We start from the raw sequence: 12,972 nt of genomic DNA on the forward strand, positions 1-12,972 counted from the left end.
ACATTCCAAGCGCCCACACTTATCGGCTGTTATATTGTTAAAGAGCATTACAACATGACCCAACGGTCATGAGGCTGACACAAACCTGCTTTACAGTAGGTCTTGTCGCATTCAGCTCAACCCGATTCAAACCCGAAGGTTTTCACATCAGACTGACTTGACTGCGTTGCTGTGTCAGCAGCAGAGAAACGAGATTATGAAGTATGTGGTTTTGTTTGTCAAGAACTTTTTTAAAGAATTTTTAAAACCGTTCTTTTTAAACCCCCTGGCAAATCGTTAACACCAACCTGCCAGACCACCAACTTCACGTTGCCTGCTTAAGCCGTAGCGTTCTAAACCAACACACTTAACCAGACTTCGTTTCCTTTTCACCGCCGGACGTTTTGGGGTAAACCCTAATGCCGTTGCTGCGAAAGAATGTAACTATAGCGGACTTCTTCGCACCTTGGCAAGCTTTTTCTACAAATATCTGTAGGTATTTTACACAAAAAAACATAAGCCATTGATTTAATTGAAAACATAAAGCAAGCCCACCCCTCAGAATATTTGTGCTTTTATTGCAACAACGCAACAGGAAGAGGTTTTCTGCCTGCACCACAGACTCCCACATATCCAAAACCCTTGCCTGAATGCTGTCCTGGCTCCGCTCACCTCACCCAACTCATTGCTCCACACATGATTTATTATCCATACCAGCGCCCGTTATTTTTTTACAACATGTGTACATGTGATCGTCTTTATCTAACATAAAGCATTTTGCTTTCTTTTATTTTTTGCAACGCAAAGCTTGAGCGCATATCAATAACAGAAGGATGCTTCATTAATACATTCATGGAGAACGCCGAAAAAGCCGCCAAATCTTTTACCTGCACTCTTAATATGTAATCCATTTCCCCGGACAGGGCATAACACTCCACCACCTCGGGCCATTTCTGCACATCTTGGGCAAATTCCTCCATGGGTGCATGACTGCCACCATTGACCTTGTTCAGATGAATGGATACATAAGCAATCAAGCCGCAACCGATCTTATCCGGATCGACCTTTGCGGTATATCCCGTGATATATCCCTCATCTTCCAGGCGCTTGACCCGTCGCAAACAAGGACTCGGAGACAACGCAACCCGATCGGCCAACTCAAGATTGCTCAGCCTTCCATCCTGCTGCAACTCATTAATAATTTGCTTGTCTATCTTATCCAGTGAATTTATTGGCATTTTATTTCCTTAATATTTTATTTATTAGAATAATAATTTAAAAATTCATTTTTTCGAGACTTATTCGCAATTTTTAGTTGTTCATTTTTTATTAAAATATCATTTACGCACAAGCTGACAATGAATCAATAACAAAAGGAGATAATCATGAACACTGAAACATTCACCCCCTGGGACAACCCAATGGGCACAGCCGGTTTTGAATTTATTGAATACACCGCCCCCGATCCGGAAGCACTGGGCAAGGTATTTATCGCTTTAGGCTTTAAAGCCATCGCCAGGCACCGCACCAAAAACGTCACCCTATACCGCCAGGGCGAAATTAATTTTCTCATCAACGCCGAAAAGGACTCTTTTGCCCAACGGTTTGCCCGCCAGCATGGCCCGTCCATCTGCGCGATTGCCTTTCGGGTCCAGGATGCCGCCAAAGCCTATCAACGCGCACTGGAACTGGGCGCCTGGGGGTTTGATTCACAAAGTGGCCCAATGGAACTGAATATTCCGGCGATTAAAGGTATTGGTGACTCCCTGATTTATCTGGTTGATCGCTGGAAAGGAAAAGACGGACACTGCGGCATTGGCGATATCAGTATTTATGATGTTGACTTTGAACCCATCAATTGCGAAACCGCCAGTCAAGACCTGAATCACCAAGGAGCCGGCCTGCAAATTATTGACCACCTTACCCATAACGTCCATAAAGGCCGCATGCAGGAATGGGCCGAGTTTTATGAGCGCCTGTTCAACTTCAGGGAAATCCGTTATTTTGATATTGAAGGTAAAGTAACAGGCGTCAAGTCCAAGGCCATGACTTCTCCTTGTGGAAAAATCCGCATCCCGATTAATGAAGAAGGTACCGAAGAAAAAGGACAAATCCAGGAATATCTGGACTTATATCATGGTGAGGGCATCCAGCATATTGCCCTGGGCACCCACAATATTTATGAGACGGTAGAAGCACTAAGGCAAAACAAGCTGAAATTTCTGGATACGCCTGACACCTATTATGAATTGTTAAGCCAACGCCTGCCCAACCACAACGAGGATGTAGCACGCTTGAAAAAGAACCGTATTCTTCTGGACGGTGGACCGAACAACGATTTACTCTTGCAGATTTTTACCGAAAACCAGATTGGTCCCATTTTCTTTGAGATTATCCAGCGTAAAGGCAATGAAGGTTTTGGCGAAGGCAACTTCAAGGCCCTGTTTGAATCCATCGAACTGGATCAGATGCGCCGGGGCGTCTTGAAAACAGTAGAGTAATTCTGCCCTTCAAAACCAGGAGTTGATAAGCAACAAAACATGCCCGTCATTAATTGAATCAGACTGCTTTATTGAAGCAACACACCTTCAGCACGATGGGCAACCTCATTGCCCAGTGCTGAAAGCACCGCAGATTCCTGATTCCATTGATGCCAATACAAAGGGACATCAATATAAGCCCCCGGCATGACCTGCACCAGACGAGCATTGTCTTTATCGTTTAACATTGTGTGAGGCACCATGCCATAACCCAAGCCCAGACGTATGGCATCAGTAAAGGGTTCCGAAGCAGGTATGTAATGACAGGGGCAGGCACTTTGCGATAAACCCAGATATTTTTTGAGGAACTGTTCCTGCAGCAAATCATTTTGATCAAAAATCAACATGGGCGCCTGCACAGCTGTCTCCCGATTAAAACCAAGCGAAAACCAACGCTGCATGAACTCACGGCTTGCCATCATGGAATAACGCAAATTCCCCAGGAAACGGCTGGAACAACCCCTCATGGCCTGTTGATTGGAGGATAACGCCGCCACCACCAGCCCCTCCTCCATATGACGATGTGTTAAATCCTGATCAATTAACAGGATATTAAGCAAAATCCGGTTTTCTATTACAAACGTTGAAATAGCGGGCATGAACCAGGATCCGATTGAGTCATTATTAACGGATATATTCAGCTCCAGAAACTGGTTTTCTGAAGGAAAAAAAGTGCGTTGGAAATCCTTGAACAACAACTCTCGCTTACGTATAAACTGCGCCAGCTTCATGCCTTGCCTGGTTACCTGACACGGCCGGGTTCTTTGCACCAATGGCGCACCCAGCGCATTTTCCAGCGCCCGTATTCGTTGCGATATTGCTGCTGGCGTAATATTCAGTTTTTGGGCTGCTGCCTCAAAACTGCCGCCTTCAAGAATAGCGATAAATGCCTGGGTCTGACGCGGATCAAAGTCATGAATCACAACACTTCCTTAAATATAATTTAATATATATAAAATAAATTAAATTATATTTAAATAACAATCCGTTCAATGCATAATCCAGTCTTCTGAACTATATCCCATTCGATTTCCCCATGAGCGCTCTTTTTGCAGGATTCCTGCTCTCACTTTCCCTTATTTTAGCCATTGGTTCGCAAAACGCGTTTATTCTTCGCCAGGGCCTTAAGGCTGAACATGTTTTCTGGGTATGCCTGATTTGCGCCATTTCTGACGCAACGCTTATTGGCATAGGTGTTGCCGGTTTTAGCGTGGTTTTGTCCCAATCCGGTTTCTGGCTGGCCACCATCCGCTATGCCGGTGCCGCTTTCCTGTTTTTTTATGGACTCATGAATTTCATTTCCGCCCTCAAAGGGCAAAGCAGCTTGAATGCAAGCCAGATCAACACACCCAGCAGCCTGAAAAAAACACTATTAATCTGCCTGGCCTTTACCTGGCTGAATCCGCATGTCTACCTGGACACCCTGCTTTTGATCGGTTCTGTTTCTACCCGCTACCCGGGCAAGGGCCTGAACTTTTTCCTAGGCGCCAGCCTGGCATCCCTTTTGTTTTTCTTTTCATTGGGCTATGGTGCCCGTTTGCTGCAACCTTTGTTCAAAAGGGCAAGGGCCTGGCAAATACTGGATATAGGCACCGGTATGATTATGTGGTCAATCGCCCTTTCATTAATATAAAGCCCTCATAAAACCAGTTCACGCAGTGATTATGTCGTTAACAGGTAAAAACCGGGCTTTTTTTATAAGACAGCAGCATGCCTGCCACATCAAAAAGCCTTCAATTTATCGGGAAAACGTTTCATGAACTTGTTTACTTTTTCAGACACCACAAAAGCGCAATAAGGCTGATTGGGATTACGGGCAAAATAATTGTCATGATAGGCTTCGGCTGGCCAGAATTGCGCCTTGGGCAACAACTTGGTAACCACCGGCAAAGCAAACTGTTCTTGCAGCCGTTCTATGTGTGAACGGGCAACGGCCTCCTGCCCGGGGTTCTGTAAGAAAATGGCCGACGCATATTGCGGCCCCACATCATTTCCCTGACGATCGGGCGTGGTCGGGTCATGCGTTTCAAAAAAAACCGTCAACAAGTCATCAAAACCGATTTCCTGTGGATTAAACTCAATTTTCACCACTTCAATATGACCGGTATTTTTTTCACACACCTGCTCGTAACTGGGATTATCCACATGGCCACCACAATAACCCGACTGCACATCAATCACACCGCGCAGACGTAAAAAAACCGCCTCGGTGCACCAGAAGCAACCACCTCCCAATACCGCTGTTTCTGTTAATGTATTATTCATTAGTCGCCCCCTCCAAACTCAAACCCCGAATCCATCGGGCAATCGTCAATGCGTCTTCCTCACTGATTTGTGGCTGGGCTGGCATGGGAATGACCCCCCATCGACCTCGCCCCCCCTGGCGAATTGCCTGAGCCAGATAGACTTCAATTTCATCGCTGGCCTGCTGGTAGCGTTGGGCTATGGCTTTGAACGGTGGCCCTACCCGGGCCTTTTCCACCTGGTGACAACCCAGGCAAACTTTTTCCTGCGCCAGTTTTGCCCCATCAAGCTGACCGGAAGCATAAACGGCCGTTGACCCGCACATCATTAATAAAAAACACCATCTACCCAGCGAACGCCACATATTCAACCCAAACATAATTAAAATTTAAACAATTAAATGTATTTACACGACAACTTCCGGAACATTCGCCACAACACTTTATACTTTTTTAACTGCGATAATGCTATTGTATCCAGAAAATTGACTGAACCAATTATTTCTCATTCCCATACAACAGAACCGAACACATGATCCCATTTCCCGAAATCAATCCTGTTGCCATCGAAATTGGCCCATTAAAAGTCCATTGGTATGGGCTGATGTACTTGCTTGCCTTTGCCCTGGTATGGATACTGGGCAGATACCGCATAAAAAAAGGCATGATTGACCTGACCCAACAACGCTTTGAAGACCTGATCTTTTATGGTGTACTGGGCGTCATCCTGGGTGGTCGCCTTGGCTATATCCTGTTTTACCAACCTTCTTTTTACCTTGCACATCCACTGGAAATCTTCTCGATCTGGGACGGCGGTATGTCTTTTCATGGCGGGCTTCTTGGCGTGTTACTGGCCATGTATCTGTTTGGCCGTAAAGTAGGCAAGACTTTTTTCGAAGTGACCGATTTCATCGCCCCCTTGGTGCCACTGGGTTTGGCCTGCGGACGTCTGGGCAATTTCATTAACGGTGAACTTTGGGGCCGCCCGGCCGATGTCCCCTGGGCCATGATTTTTCCAGGTGCCGGCAATATTCCCCGCCACCCTTCACAAATTTACCAGATGCTGCTCGAAGGGATTCTATTATTTATCATCCTGTGGTTATTTTCAGGCAAGAAAAGACCCGTTGGTCAAGTCAGTGCCGTTTTCCTGATGGGATATGGCGTTTTTCGCTTTATTGCCGAATATACACGCGAGCCCGACAGTTACCTGGGTTTTCTGGCCCTGGGCTTTAGCATGGGACAGTGGCTGTCCATCCCCATGATTCTGGCGGGCATCTACTTATATATAAGCAGCACAAAAAAAACGGCGAACAACAAATAAATTCAAAGCCCGTACCAAGCAAAAAGCGGATCTTGAAACCAAGATCCGCTTTTTCATTAAATGCCCCGCATGTACCGTCTAGGCCGGCACCTCGAACCCTAAAGTTCAAGATTGGTCACCATCAATAAAGCTTCGGGTTCGTCTGACGAGAGACGCTCACACCCACTTCATAATCCGATAACCTGATGCCATAAGCATAGGTAAGAGATGATAAGCCAAGTCACGAATACCGCAGGGACAACCTTTCGTGTAAATTGATAATACACTAAAACTTGTTTTCCAGCCTGACTTTTACAAGCCTTTTAATTCATTAATTCCATCATCAAGCAAAGTATTGAGTTCCTCAATTTTTTTCTTGAAGTCACCGTATTGTACACCAGCAAAAGGCCCGTCAACCGCCCTCACAGACAAAAGATCGGAAGCCATTTGAATACATGCCATGATCGCAATACGCTCATTGCTAACCGATGCATTGCCAGAGCCTTTGATTTTAAGCATAAGCTGATCTGCATGCCTGACGGCCTCTACCAGCTTTTGCCGTTCTTCAGAAGGGCAGGCAAGAGAAAGCTCACGCCCCAGAATTGATACATTGACCCGTTCCATTATTTAGCTCCTTCCGTAACAGCACCAGGCAAATTGGCCAACACGTGTTCTACACGATCACGTGCCTTCATGGCTCCCTCACGAAAAGCAGCCAGCTCGCTTTGCGCCTTGGCCAGATCGATCTGCAACCGGGCAATTTCCTGTTGCGCACTTTCGAGCTCGGATTTTAACCGAACATTCTCATGCTCAGCCTTGGCACGGATTTCACCCACTTCCTGCTCATGGTTATCCAGGCGCTGCATAATGTTCTTGAACTCGTCCTCACGGGCCTGGAATTGATCGCGGTATGAGTCACGGGCCTTTTCGGCCAACTCCAGCCGTGTGGCAATGGACTGACGCTCAGCCATTAAACTGCGTGATAATTGAACCACTTGCCCGACACGAGCAGCAACTTGATCTAAGTCTTGCAACATAGTGATATCGTATTCAGTACAAAAGGCGCGCTTACAGGTAAACGCACTGGATTAAAAATAAGAAGATATTGATTTTACCCTGTATTCAAAACCACAAACCGGATTTTTTAATATTAAGGTATATTAATCTTTCAAGTGTTTTTTCCATTTTGACATCAACAGGATTGCCATGGCATCAATTACCGAAAAATCTTACGAAACGACCCCTGCCATCAATGTGGCTTTTATAGGTTTGGGCGTTATGGGCTTTCCCATGGCTGGTCACCTGGCCAGGGCGGGTCACAAGGTTTGCGTCTACAACCGCACCACCGCCAAAGCCGAAAGCTGGGCTGCCGAGTTTGGCGGATCATGGGCTCCTACTCCGGCACAGGCCAGCAAAGACGCCGATGCTGTTTTTTGTTGCGTGGGCAATGATGATGACCTGCGTAGCGTTGTCCTGGGAGAAACGGGCGCTTTCAATGGCATGAAACCAGGTGCCGTTTTTGTTGATCACACCACGGCCTCTGCCGATGTTGCGCGCGAACTATATCAATTAGCCAAAGAAAAACAGCTGGAATTTATCGATGCCCCCGTTTCTGGCGGGCAGGCGGGCGCTGTCAACGGCGTGCTTACTGTCATGTGCGGTGGCGAACCGGCTGTTTTCGACAAAATCCAGGCGGTTGCAAAACCCTACTCACGTGCGATTACCCTTTTGGGTGAACCCGGTGCCGGCCAACTGGCCAAAATGGTCAACCAGATTTGCATTGCCGGCCTGGTCCAGGGCCTGTCGGAAGCCATTGCCTTCGGAGAAAGGGCAGGTCTTGACATGTATGCCGTGCTGGATGTCATCGGCAAAGGTGCTGCTCAAAGCTGGCAGATGGATAACCGTGGCAAAACCATGATTGAAAACAAATTTGATTTTGGTTTTGCCGTAGACTGGATGCGCAAAGACCTGGGCCTGGTACTGGATGAGGCAAAGCGCAATGGCGCCCTGCTACCGGTCACGGCTTTGGTCGACCAGTTTTATGCGGAAGTACAGCAAAAAGGCGGTCACCGCTGGGATACCTCCAGTCTTATTTCCCGCCTGAAACCCTGATCAGCCTTAACCCTGCAAAAAAGTCGTGCCTTTTTTGAATGGTACGACTTTTTTCACTATATACTCAAGGTCTTAGCATCAAAAACACTAACAACCGAGAAAGACAAAACCGATCAGTTTGAAATAAATACATCACCATGAGTCTGCTGATACTCAAGCAGCTCTTGCTGAACCGCCTTACGCGTTTTGGTACTGTTTACCACAACCGCCGGAGAAGAAGACTCTTTAGTCATGCGCTGTTCGACTTTTTGTCCTGCATCGATACTTGCGGCATTGGGCACAAACGGATAATCAGACTCACTCAAGGCTGAGGCATGCACCGCACCTGCGGCAAGAGTAGTGGCAATAAGGGCGGCTTTAATGATGTTTTTCATAATAAACTCCAAAATATTAATGACTTTCAATAAAAATCAAGTTTCATACCGATTTGTTAAATTTCGGGAAAGTTGATTTGATGGGTTTATTATGAAGCGGTAAACGTGATAGAAAAATAGCGATTGTTGCAAATGTATTTCCATTAATGGAAATATAATCAGACATTTATCCTACAATTAAGAATATTTATAGCAATTTTAGTTCCAATCAATCACGAACACACTGGAGAGTCATCATGAAAGTGCTTGTATGTGGTGCAAAAGGCTTTATTGGCGAAAACATTTCCCGGGCACTTAAACAGGCCGGCCATGAAGTGATTGCCGGCATCTCGGCACGACATGCCGGTGCCCTACCCAATAGCGTGGTGGTTGACTATGCCAAAGATACCACCCCCCAGGCATGGCTGCCCCGGCTTGACAATGTAGATGCCGTCATCAATGCCGTGGGTGTTCTTCGCACGTCCCGTAACCGCCCCATTGATGCCGTACACCAACACGCCCCCATCGCCCTATGGGATGCCTGTGCTCTGGCAAACATTAAAAAGGTCATACAAATCTCAGCGCTTGGCAGCGAAACCAGCGAAACACAATACGCCCGTACCAAACGGGCTGCAGACCACTACCTTATGGGGCTCGCTGACAGTGGCAAAATAAACCACACCATATTGCGCCCCAGTATTGTATTTGGCAAAGGTGGCGCCAGCAGTGGGCTCTTCATGAACTTGGCCAGATTACCTTTGCTGCTTTTGCCCAAACCGGTTCTGCATGCGCGTGTCCAGCCTGTTTCCGTACTTAATCTGGCTGAAGCTGTCGTTGCCCTGCTGGGCCCTGCCCTTGTACAACAGGGCATTATCAGCTGCACCGGAGCAGAACCGGTTCTGATGAGTGATTTCATTGCCAGCCTGCGACAACAGTGCGGTAAAAACCCGGCTCGCGTTCTACCTTTACCTGACAGCCTGAGCATCCTAAGCGCCCGCCTGGGAGATCTGGCCCCAGGCATTCCATGGTGCACAGAGACCATGACTATGCTGGCCACCAACAATGAAGATAGTTGTGCTGATTTTGAAGCCCTGATTGGACACACACCCGTGCATTACGGTGAGCTGGTGAGCAAGGCCTGGAACATCTAAAGAAACATGACTGCGAAATGCAACAACCATTGGAAGTTGAAATATTTACTTGAGGAAAAACAGAAAAAGATGAGATAAATTGAAATTAATTGCTGATTTGTTTTTTTATTCAAAAGCAATTAATGGTGCCCAGGAGAAGACTCGAACTTCCACAGGATTGCTCCCGCTAGGACCTGAACCTAGTGCGTCTACCAATTCCGCCACCTGGGCACTTACATGCGATTTGCTTATTTACTGCGTTTCGCGATGAAGATGAAATTATAATCCCATTATAAAAAAACACAAGTCCTGTTTCTGATTATTTTATGATTTTTTCATCTTTGTTGTTTTCAATACAACAAAACAACAATTTCAATCATCACAATACAAAACTGGCCGGTGCCATTTAAACAGCACCAGCCAGTGAATGATAAACCGATTACCGCTACTCAACACCCAACGGGATTTTTGCTTTCTCCGTTTTTTGGGTATTGGCGGCATCTGTTTTTTTGCCACGCCCCGCCTGTGATTTACGTCCATAAAACTGGCGCGGCCTGGAAGTTCGGGTTTCGGATGGATTGCGAAAAATGATTTTGGACAACTCATTCAACGCCTGCATATATACTTCACGTTTGAATTCGATCACTGAATCCAGAGGAACCCAATACCGGCTCCAGCGCCAGGCATCAAATTCCGGATGATTGGTTGCCCGTAAACTGACATCAGAATCCTTGCCCACCAAACGTAATAAAAACCAAATCTGCTTTTGCCCCTTATAATATCCTCGCGACTCGCGTCGCACAAAATTATCCGGTACGTTGTACCGTAACCAATTACGTGTTCGTCCCAATATTCGTACATGCTCTGGTTTCAGACCAACTTCTTCATGAAGTTCACGGAACATGGCCTGCACAGGGCTTTCACCATGATTAATGCCACCTTGCGGAAACTGCCATGAATGTTCTCGAATTCTTTTACCCCAGAACACCTCATTCTTCTGATTAACAAGGATAATACCAACATTAGGACGGTAGCCTTCGCGATCCAGCATGCGGCCACCCCCATTTTCAAATACAATTTAGTTGATTATACGTATCTATTGAGTCTGTAACCATGTTAGCATCCAAATTTCACTTAAATACCTTAAAAGAAGCCCCCACAGAAGCCGAAATCGTCAGTCATCAATTAATGACACGTGCCGGCATGATTCGAAAACACGCAGGCGGCATTTATACCTATATGCCGTTAGGCCTGAAAATCATGCGCAAAGTAGAGGCGATCGTTCGTGAGGAAATGAACAAAGCCGGTGCCATAGAGCTGCTTATGCCTGTTGTTCAGCCCGCGGAACTCTGGATGGAATCCGGCCGCTGGGAACAATACGGCCCTGAACTGCTGCGCATCAAGGATCGCCATCAGCGTGACTTTGTGCTGCAACCCACTTCTGAAGAAGTCATTACCGATATTGCCCGTAATGAAATCCACAGTTACCGGCAACTGCCCGTTAATTTTTACCACATCCAAACCAAATTCCGTGATGAACGCCGCCCCCGCTTCGGCCTGATGCGTGGTCGTGAATTCACCATGAAAGACGCCTACTCTTTCGATCGCGATGAAGCCGGTGCCCTGGCCAGCTATGACATCATGTATAACGCCTACATGCGTATTTTCAAGCGTCTTGGACTGACTTTTCGTGCCGTTGCTGCCGATACAGGCTCTATTGGCGGCTCACGCAGCCATGAGTTCCAGGTGATTGCCGATACCGGCGAAGACCTTATCGTGTACAACCCCGACTCTGACTATGCCGCCAACATAGAACTGGCCGAAGCGCCTTGCCTGATTGAAAAACGCGCTGAACCAACCCAGGAAAGTCAGGAAGTTGAAACACCCAACGCCAACAAATGCGAACTGGTTGCACAGCAACTGGGGGTCAGCTTGGACAAAACCGTCAAATCGGTGGTGTTCGTCACCACGCCTGAAGAGGGGCCTGCCCAAGTATGGCTGCTCATGGTGCGTGGCGACCATGAAATCAACGAAATCAAGGTCAGCAAGCTGCCTGCCTTCAAACATGGTTTTCGTCTGGCTACCGAAGAGGAAATTCTTGAATACTTTGGCTCTGAGCCCGGCTATCTTGGTCCGCTCAATACCGCCAAACCCGTCAACATCATTGCTGACACCACAGTTGCCAATATGTCCGACTTTATTTGTGGTGCCAATAAAGCGCCCTATCACATTACCGGCATCAACTGGGGCCGTGACCTACCCGAACCCGAAGTGGCCGATTTGCGCAATGTGGTTGCCGGAGACCCGGCCATTGGTGAGCCCGGTACGCTGGCTATCCAGCGCGGTATCGAGGTTGGCCATGTGTTCTTTCTGGGTGACAAATATTCGTCCGAACTGAAGGCCACTTTCCTGAACGAAAACGGCAAACCCGAAACCTTGCAAATGGGCTGCTACGGCATTGGCATCAGCCGCATCACCGCCGCCGCGATTGAACAAAACCATGACGAAAAAGGCATTATATGGCCAATTGCCATGGCCCCCTTCGAGGTTGTCATTTGTCCGGTGGGCTGGGGAAAAAGCGAAGCCATTCGCAATGAAGCAACAGCACTTTACGAAACCCTGAAACAAAACAATATAGACGTTATACTTGACGATCGTGATACCCGCCCCGGTGTCATGTTCTCGGAATGGGAACTCATTGGCGTGCCGATCAGGGTTACCATTGGTGATCGAGGGCTCAAGGACGGTATTATCGAGGTACAGGAGCGCAGCAAAGCAGAGGCGGTTAAAGTCCCTGTGGCAGAAGTAAACGCTTACGTTTTATCCTTGTTTAACAACCTTAAAAATACGCTATAATTCACTGATTTATCAGGGTTTTAAATGTCTGAAAAACAAGACAACAGGCAATTCACACTTCCCATCCGGGTTTACTACGAAGACACGGATGCCGGAGGTGTGGTTTTTTACGCCAATTATTTAAAGTTTTTTGAGCGTGCCCGCACTGAATGGCTACGCCATCTTGGTGTCAATCAATCAGAGTTGGCCAGCAGTGACAACCGCATTTTTGTGGTTGTCAACACCCAACTGAACTACAAAAAACCCGCCCGGCTTGACGATATGATTGTCATTAAAAGCAAAATCACCAAAGTCGGCGATGCCTCTGCCACCTTCGTACAATGGGCAGAACGAGACGCCCAGCTACTGGTTGAAAGCACGATTAAAATATGTTGCGTCAACAATCAAACTTTCCGGCCAGCGGCCATACCCCCCTCAGTCAGAACCTTATTAATTTCCGTGCAGGACTAATATTTTATT

15 protein-coding genes, 1 tRNA gene and 1 other RNA gene are annotated in these 12,972 nt (G+C 47.1%); 7 read left to right on the forward strand and 10 right to left on the reverse strand.

Translation table 11 applies throughout. The annotated features are described in order from the left end of the window. Positions 1 to 737: 737 nt before the first annotated feature. Positions 738 to 1,217, reverse strand: a complete 480-nt coding sequence (locus tag HCX92_RS12980) for an Lrp/AsnC family transcriptional regulator (RefSeq protein ID WP_169295390.1) — start codon at positions 1,215 to 1,217, stop codon at positions 738 to 740. A gap of 147 nt (positions 1,218 to 1,364) precedes the next feature. Here HCX92_RS12980 and hppD point away from each other — a divergent pair, with 147 nt between their 5' ends. Continuing rightward, positions 1,365 to 2,480 carry a 4-hydroxyphenylpyruvate dioxygenase gene (gene hppD, locus HCX92_RS12985; RefSeq protein ID WP_169295391.1) on the forward strand — a complete coding sequence of 372 codons (1,116 nt, stop codon included), beginning with the start codon at positions 1,365 to 1,367 and terminating at the stop codon, positions 2,478 to 2,480. Positions 2,481 to 2,548: 68 nt separating this feature from the next. On the opposite strand, the gene HCX92_RS12990 is transcribed toward hppD, so the two are convergent. Then, positions 2,549 to 3,442 carry a LysR family transcriptional regulator ArgP gene (locus tag HCX92_RS12990; protein ID WP_169295392.1) on the reverse strand — a complete coding sequence of 298 codons (894 nt, stop codon included), beginning with the start codon at positions 3,440 to 3,442 and terminating at the stop codon, positions 2,549 to 2,551. A gap of 113 nt (positions 3,443 to 3,555) precedes the next feature. Between HCX92_RS12990 and HCX92_RS12995 the strand changes: the two genes are divergently transcribed. Then, the gene (locus HCX92_RS12995) at positions 3,556 to 4,152 is read left to right on the forward strand and encodes a LysE/ArgO family amino acid transporter (RefSeq protein WP_169295393.1); all 597 of its coding nucleotides are present in this window, start codon (positions 3,556 to 3,558) and stop codon (positions 4,150 to 4,152) included. A gap of 89 nt (positions 4,153 to 4,241) precedes the next feature. On the opposite strand, the gene msrA is transcribed toward HCX92_RS12995, so the two are convergent. After that, complete coding sequence (msrA, locus tag HCX92_RS13000; RefSeq protein WP_169295394.1) at positions 4,242 to 4,784, reverse strand: peptide-methionine (S)-S-oxide reductase MsrA; 543 nt, start codon at positions 4,782 to 4,784, stop codon at positions 4,242 to 4,244. Beyond that, on the reverse strand, positions 4,777 to 5,127 hold the full coding sequence (locus HCX92_RS13005; RefSeq protein ID WP_248290064.1) for a c-type cytochrome: 351 nt from the start codon (positions 5,125 to 5,127) through the stop codon (positions 4,777 to 4,779). The genes msrA and HCX92_RS13005 overlap by 8 nt, the downstream gene beginning before the upstream one ends. Before the next feature lie 167 nt (positions 5,128 to 5,294). On the opposite strand from HCX92_RS13005, the gene lgt reads away from it, so the two are divergent. Continuing rightward, a complete protein-coding gene (lgt, locus tag HCX92_RS13010; protein WP_169295395.1) occupies positions 5,295 to 6,083 on the forward strand; it encodes a prolipoprotein diacylglyceryl transferase in 789 nt (262 codons plus the stop codon). A 58-nt stretch (positions 6,084 to 6,141) separates the two neighbouring features. Here lgt and ssrS read toward each other — a convergent pair. From ssrS to HCX92_RS13025, 3 genes are all read right to left on the reverse strand, one after another. Then, a non-coding RNA gene (ssrS, locus tag HCX92_RS13015) (6S RNA) lies at positions 6,142 to 6,324 on the reverse strand. 50 nt (positions 6,325 to 6,374) lie between these two features. After that, positions 6,375 to 6,686: a cell division protein ZapA gene (locus HCX92_RS13020; protein ID WP_169295396.1), complete on the reverse strand. Its 312-nt coding sequence runs from the start codon at positions 6,684 to 6,686 to the stop codon at positions 6,375 to 6,377. Then, a complete protein-coding gene (locus tag HCX92_RS13025; protein ID WP_169295397.1) occupies positions 6,686 to 7,099 on the reverse strand; it encodes a hypothetical protein in 414 nt (137 codons plus the stop codon). Before HCX92_RS13025 ends, HCX92_RS13020 begins: the two co-directional genes overlap by 1 nt. Positions 7,100 to 7,268: 169 nt before the next feature. Between HCX92_RS13025 and HCX92_RS13030 the strand changes: the two genes are divergently transcribed. After that, positions 7,269 to 8,174, forward strand: a complete 906-nt coding sequence (locus HCX92_RS13030; protein ID WP_169295398.1) for an NAD(P)-dependent oxidoreductase — start codon at positions 7,269 to 7,271, stop codon at positions 8,172 to 8,174. Between the two features lie 113 nt (positions 8,175 to 8,287). On the opposite strand, the gene HCX92_RS13035 is transcribed toward HCX92_RS13030, so the two are convergent. Further along, positions 8,288 to 8,548: a DUF4148 domain-containing protein gene (locus HCX92_RS13035; protein WP_169295399.1), complete on the reverse strand. Its 261-nt coding sequence runs from the start codon at positions 8,546 to 8,548 to the stop codon at positions 8,288 to 8,290. Positions 8,549 to 8,784: 236 nt separating this feature from the next. Between HCX92_RS13035 and HCX92_RS13040 the strand changes: the two genes are divergently transcribed. Next, positions 8,785 to 9,678: an NAD-dependent epimerase/dehydratase family protein gene (locus HCX92_RS13040; protein WP_169295400.1), complete on the forward strand. Its 894-nt coding sequence runs from the start codon at positions 8,785 to 8,787 to the stop codon at positions 9,676 to 9,678. 123 nt (positions 9,679 to 9,801) lie between these two features. Here HCX92_RS13040 and HCX92_RS13045 read toward each other — a convergent pair. After that, positions 9,802 to 9,888 (reverse strand) — tRNA-Leu (locus HCX92_RS13045). A 214-nt stretch (positions 9,889 to 10,102) separates the two neighbouring features. Beyond that, entirely contained in the window at positions 10,103 to 10,708 is a 606-nt protein-coding gene (locus HCX92_RS13050; protein WP_169295401.1) for an RNA pyrophosphohydrolase, read from the reverse strand. 62 nt (positions 10,709 to 10,770) lie between these two features. Between HCX92_RS13050 and HCX92_RS13055 the strand changes: the two genes are divergently transcribed. Together HCX92_RS13055 and ybgC are read left to right on the forward strand one after the other, a co-directional pair. Then, a complete protein-coding gene (locus HCX92_RS13055; protein ID WP_169295402.1) occupies positions 10,771 to 12,513 on the forward strand; it encodes a proline--tRNA ligase in 1,743 nt (580 codons plus the stop codon). Between the two features lie 24 nt (positions 12,514 to 12,537). Next, on the forward strand, positions 12,538 to 12,963 hold the full coding sequence (ybgC, locus tag HCX92_RS13060) for a tol-pal system-associated acyl-CoA thioesterase (RefSeq protein ID WP_169295403.1): 426 nt from the start codon (positions 12,538 to 12,540) through the stop codon (positions 12,961 to 12,963). Positions 12,964 to 12,972 lie beyond the last annotated feature (9 nt).

It is taken from the genome of Advenella sp. EE-W14 (assembly GCF_012923605.1).
Classification (GTDB): domain Bacteria; phylum Pseudomonadota; class Gammaproteobacteria; order Burkholderiales; family Burkholderiaceae_B; genus Advenella; species Advenella alkanexedens.

Excerpts from the sequence above, each read along its gene's own strand:
- HCX92_RS12995 (WP_169295393.1), top strand. The coding sequence starts at position 3,556 with ATGAGCGCTCTTTTTGCAGGATTCCTGCTCTCACTTTCCCTTATTTTA.
- HCX92_RS13005 (WP_248290064.1), bottom strand. The coding sequence starts at position 5,127 with ATGTGGCGTTCGCTGGGTAGATGGTGTTTTTTATTAATGATGTGCGGG.
- ybgC (WP_169295403.1), top strand. The coding sequence starts at position 12,538 with ATGTCTGAAAAACAAGACAACAGGCAATTCACACTTCCCATCCGGGTT.
- HCX92_RS13020 (WP_169295396.1), bottom strand. The coding sequence starts at position 6,686 with ATGGAACGGGTCAATGTATCAATTCTGGGGCGTGAGCTTTCTCTTGCC.
- HCX92_RS13025 (WP_169295397.1), bottom strand. The coding sequence starts at position 7,099 with ATGTTGCAAGACTTAGATCAAGTTGCTGCTCGTGTCGGGCAAGTGGTT.
- lgt (WP_169295395.1), top strand. The coding sequence starts at position 5,295 with ATGATCCCATTTCCCGAAATCAATCCTGTTGCCATCGAAATTGGCCCA.
- HCX92_RS13035 (WP_169295399.1), bottom strand. The coding sequence starts at position 8,548 with ATGAAAAACATCATTAAAGCCGCCCTTATTGCCACTACTCTTGCCGCA.
- HCX92_RS13050 (WP_169295401.1), bottom strand. The coding sequence starts at position 10,708 with ATGCTGGATCGCGAAGGCTACCGTCCTAATGTTGGTATTATCCTTGTT.
- HCX92_RS13055 (WP_169295402.1), top strand. The coding sequence starts at position 10,771 with ATGTTAGCATCCAAATTTCACTTAAATACCTTAAAAGAAGCCCCCACA.
- HCX92_RS13030 (WP_169295398.1), top strand. The coding sequence starts at position 7,269 with ATGGCATCAATTACCGAAAAATCTTACGAAACGACCCCTGCCATCAAT.
- hppD (WP_169295391.1), top strand. The coding sequence starts at position 1,365 with ATGAACACTGAAACATTCACCCCCTGGGACAACCCAATGGGCACAGCC.
- HCX92_RS12980 (WP_169295390.1), bottom strand. The coding sequence starts at position 1,217 with ATGCCAATAAATTCACTGGATAAGATAGACAAGCAAATTATTAATGAG.
- HCX92_RS13040 (WP_169295400.1), top strand. The coding sequence starts at position 8,785 with ATGAAAGTGCTTGTATGTGGTGCAAAAGGCTTTATTGGCGAAAACATT.
- msrA (WP_169295394.1), bottom strand. The coding sequence starts at position 4,784 with ATGAATAATACATTAACAGAAACAGCGGTATTGGGAGGTGGTTGCTTC.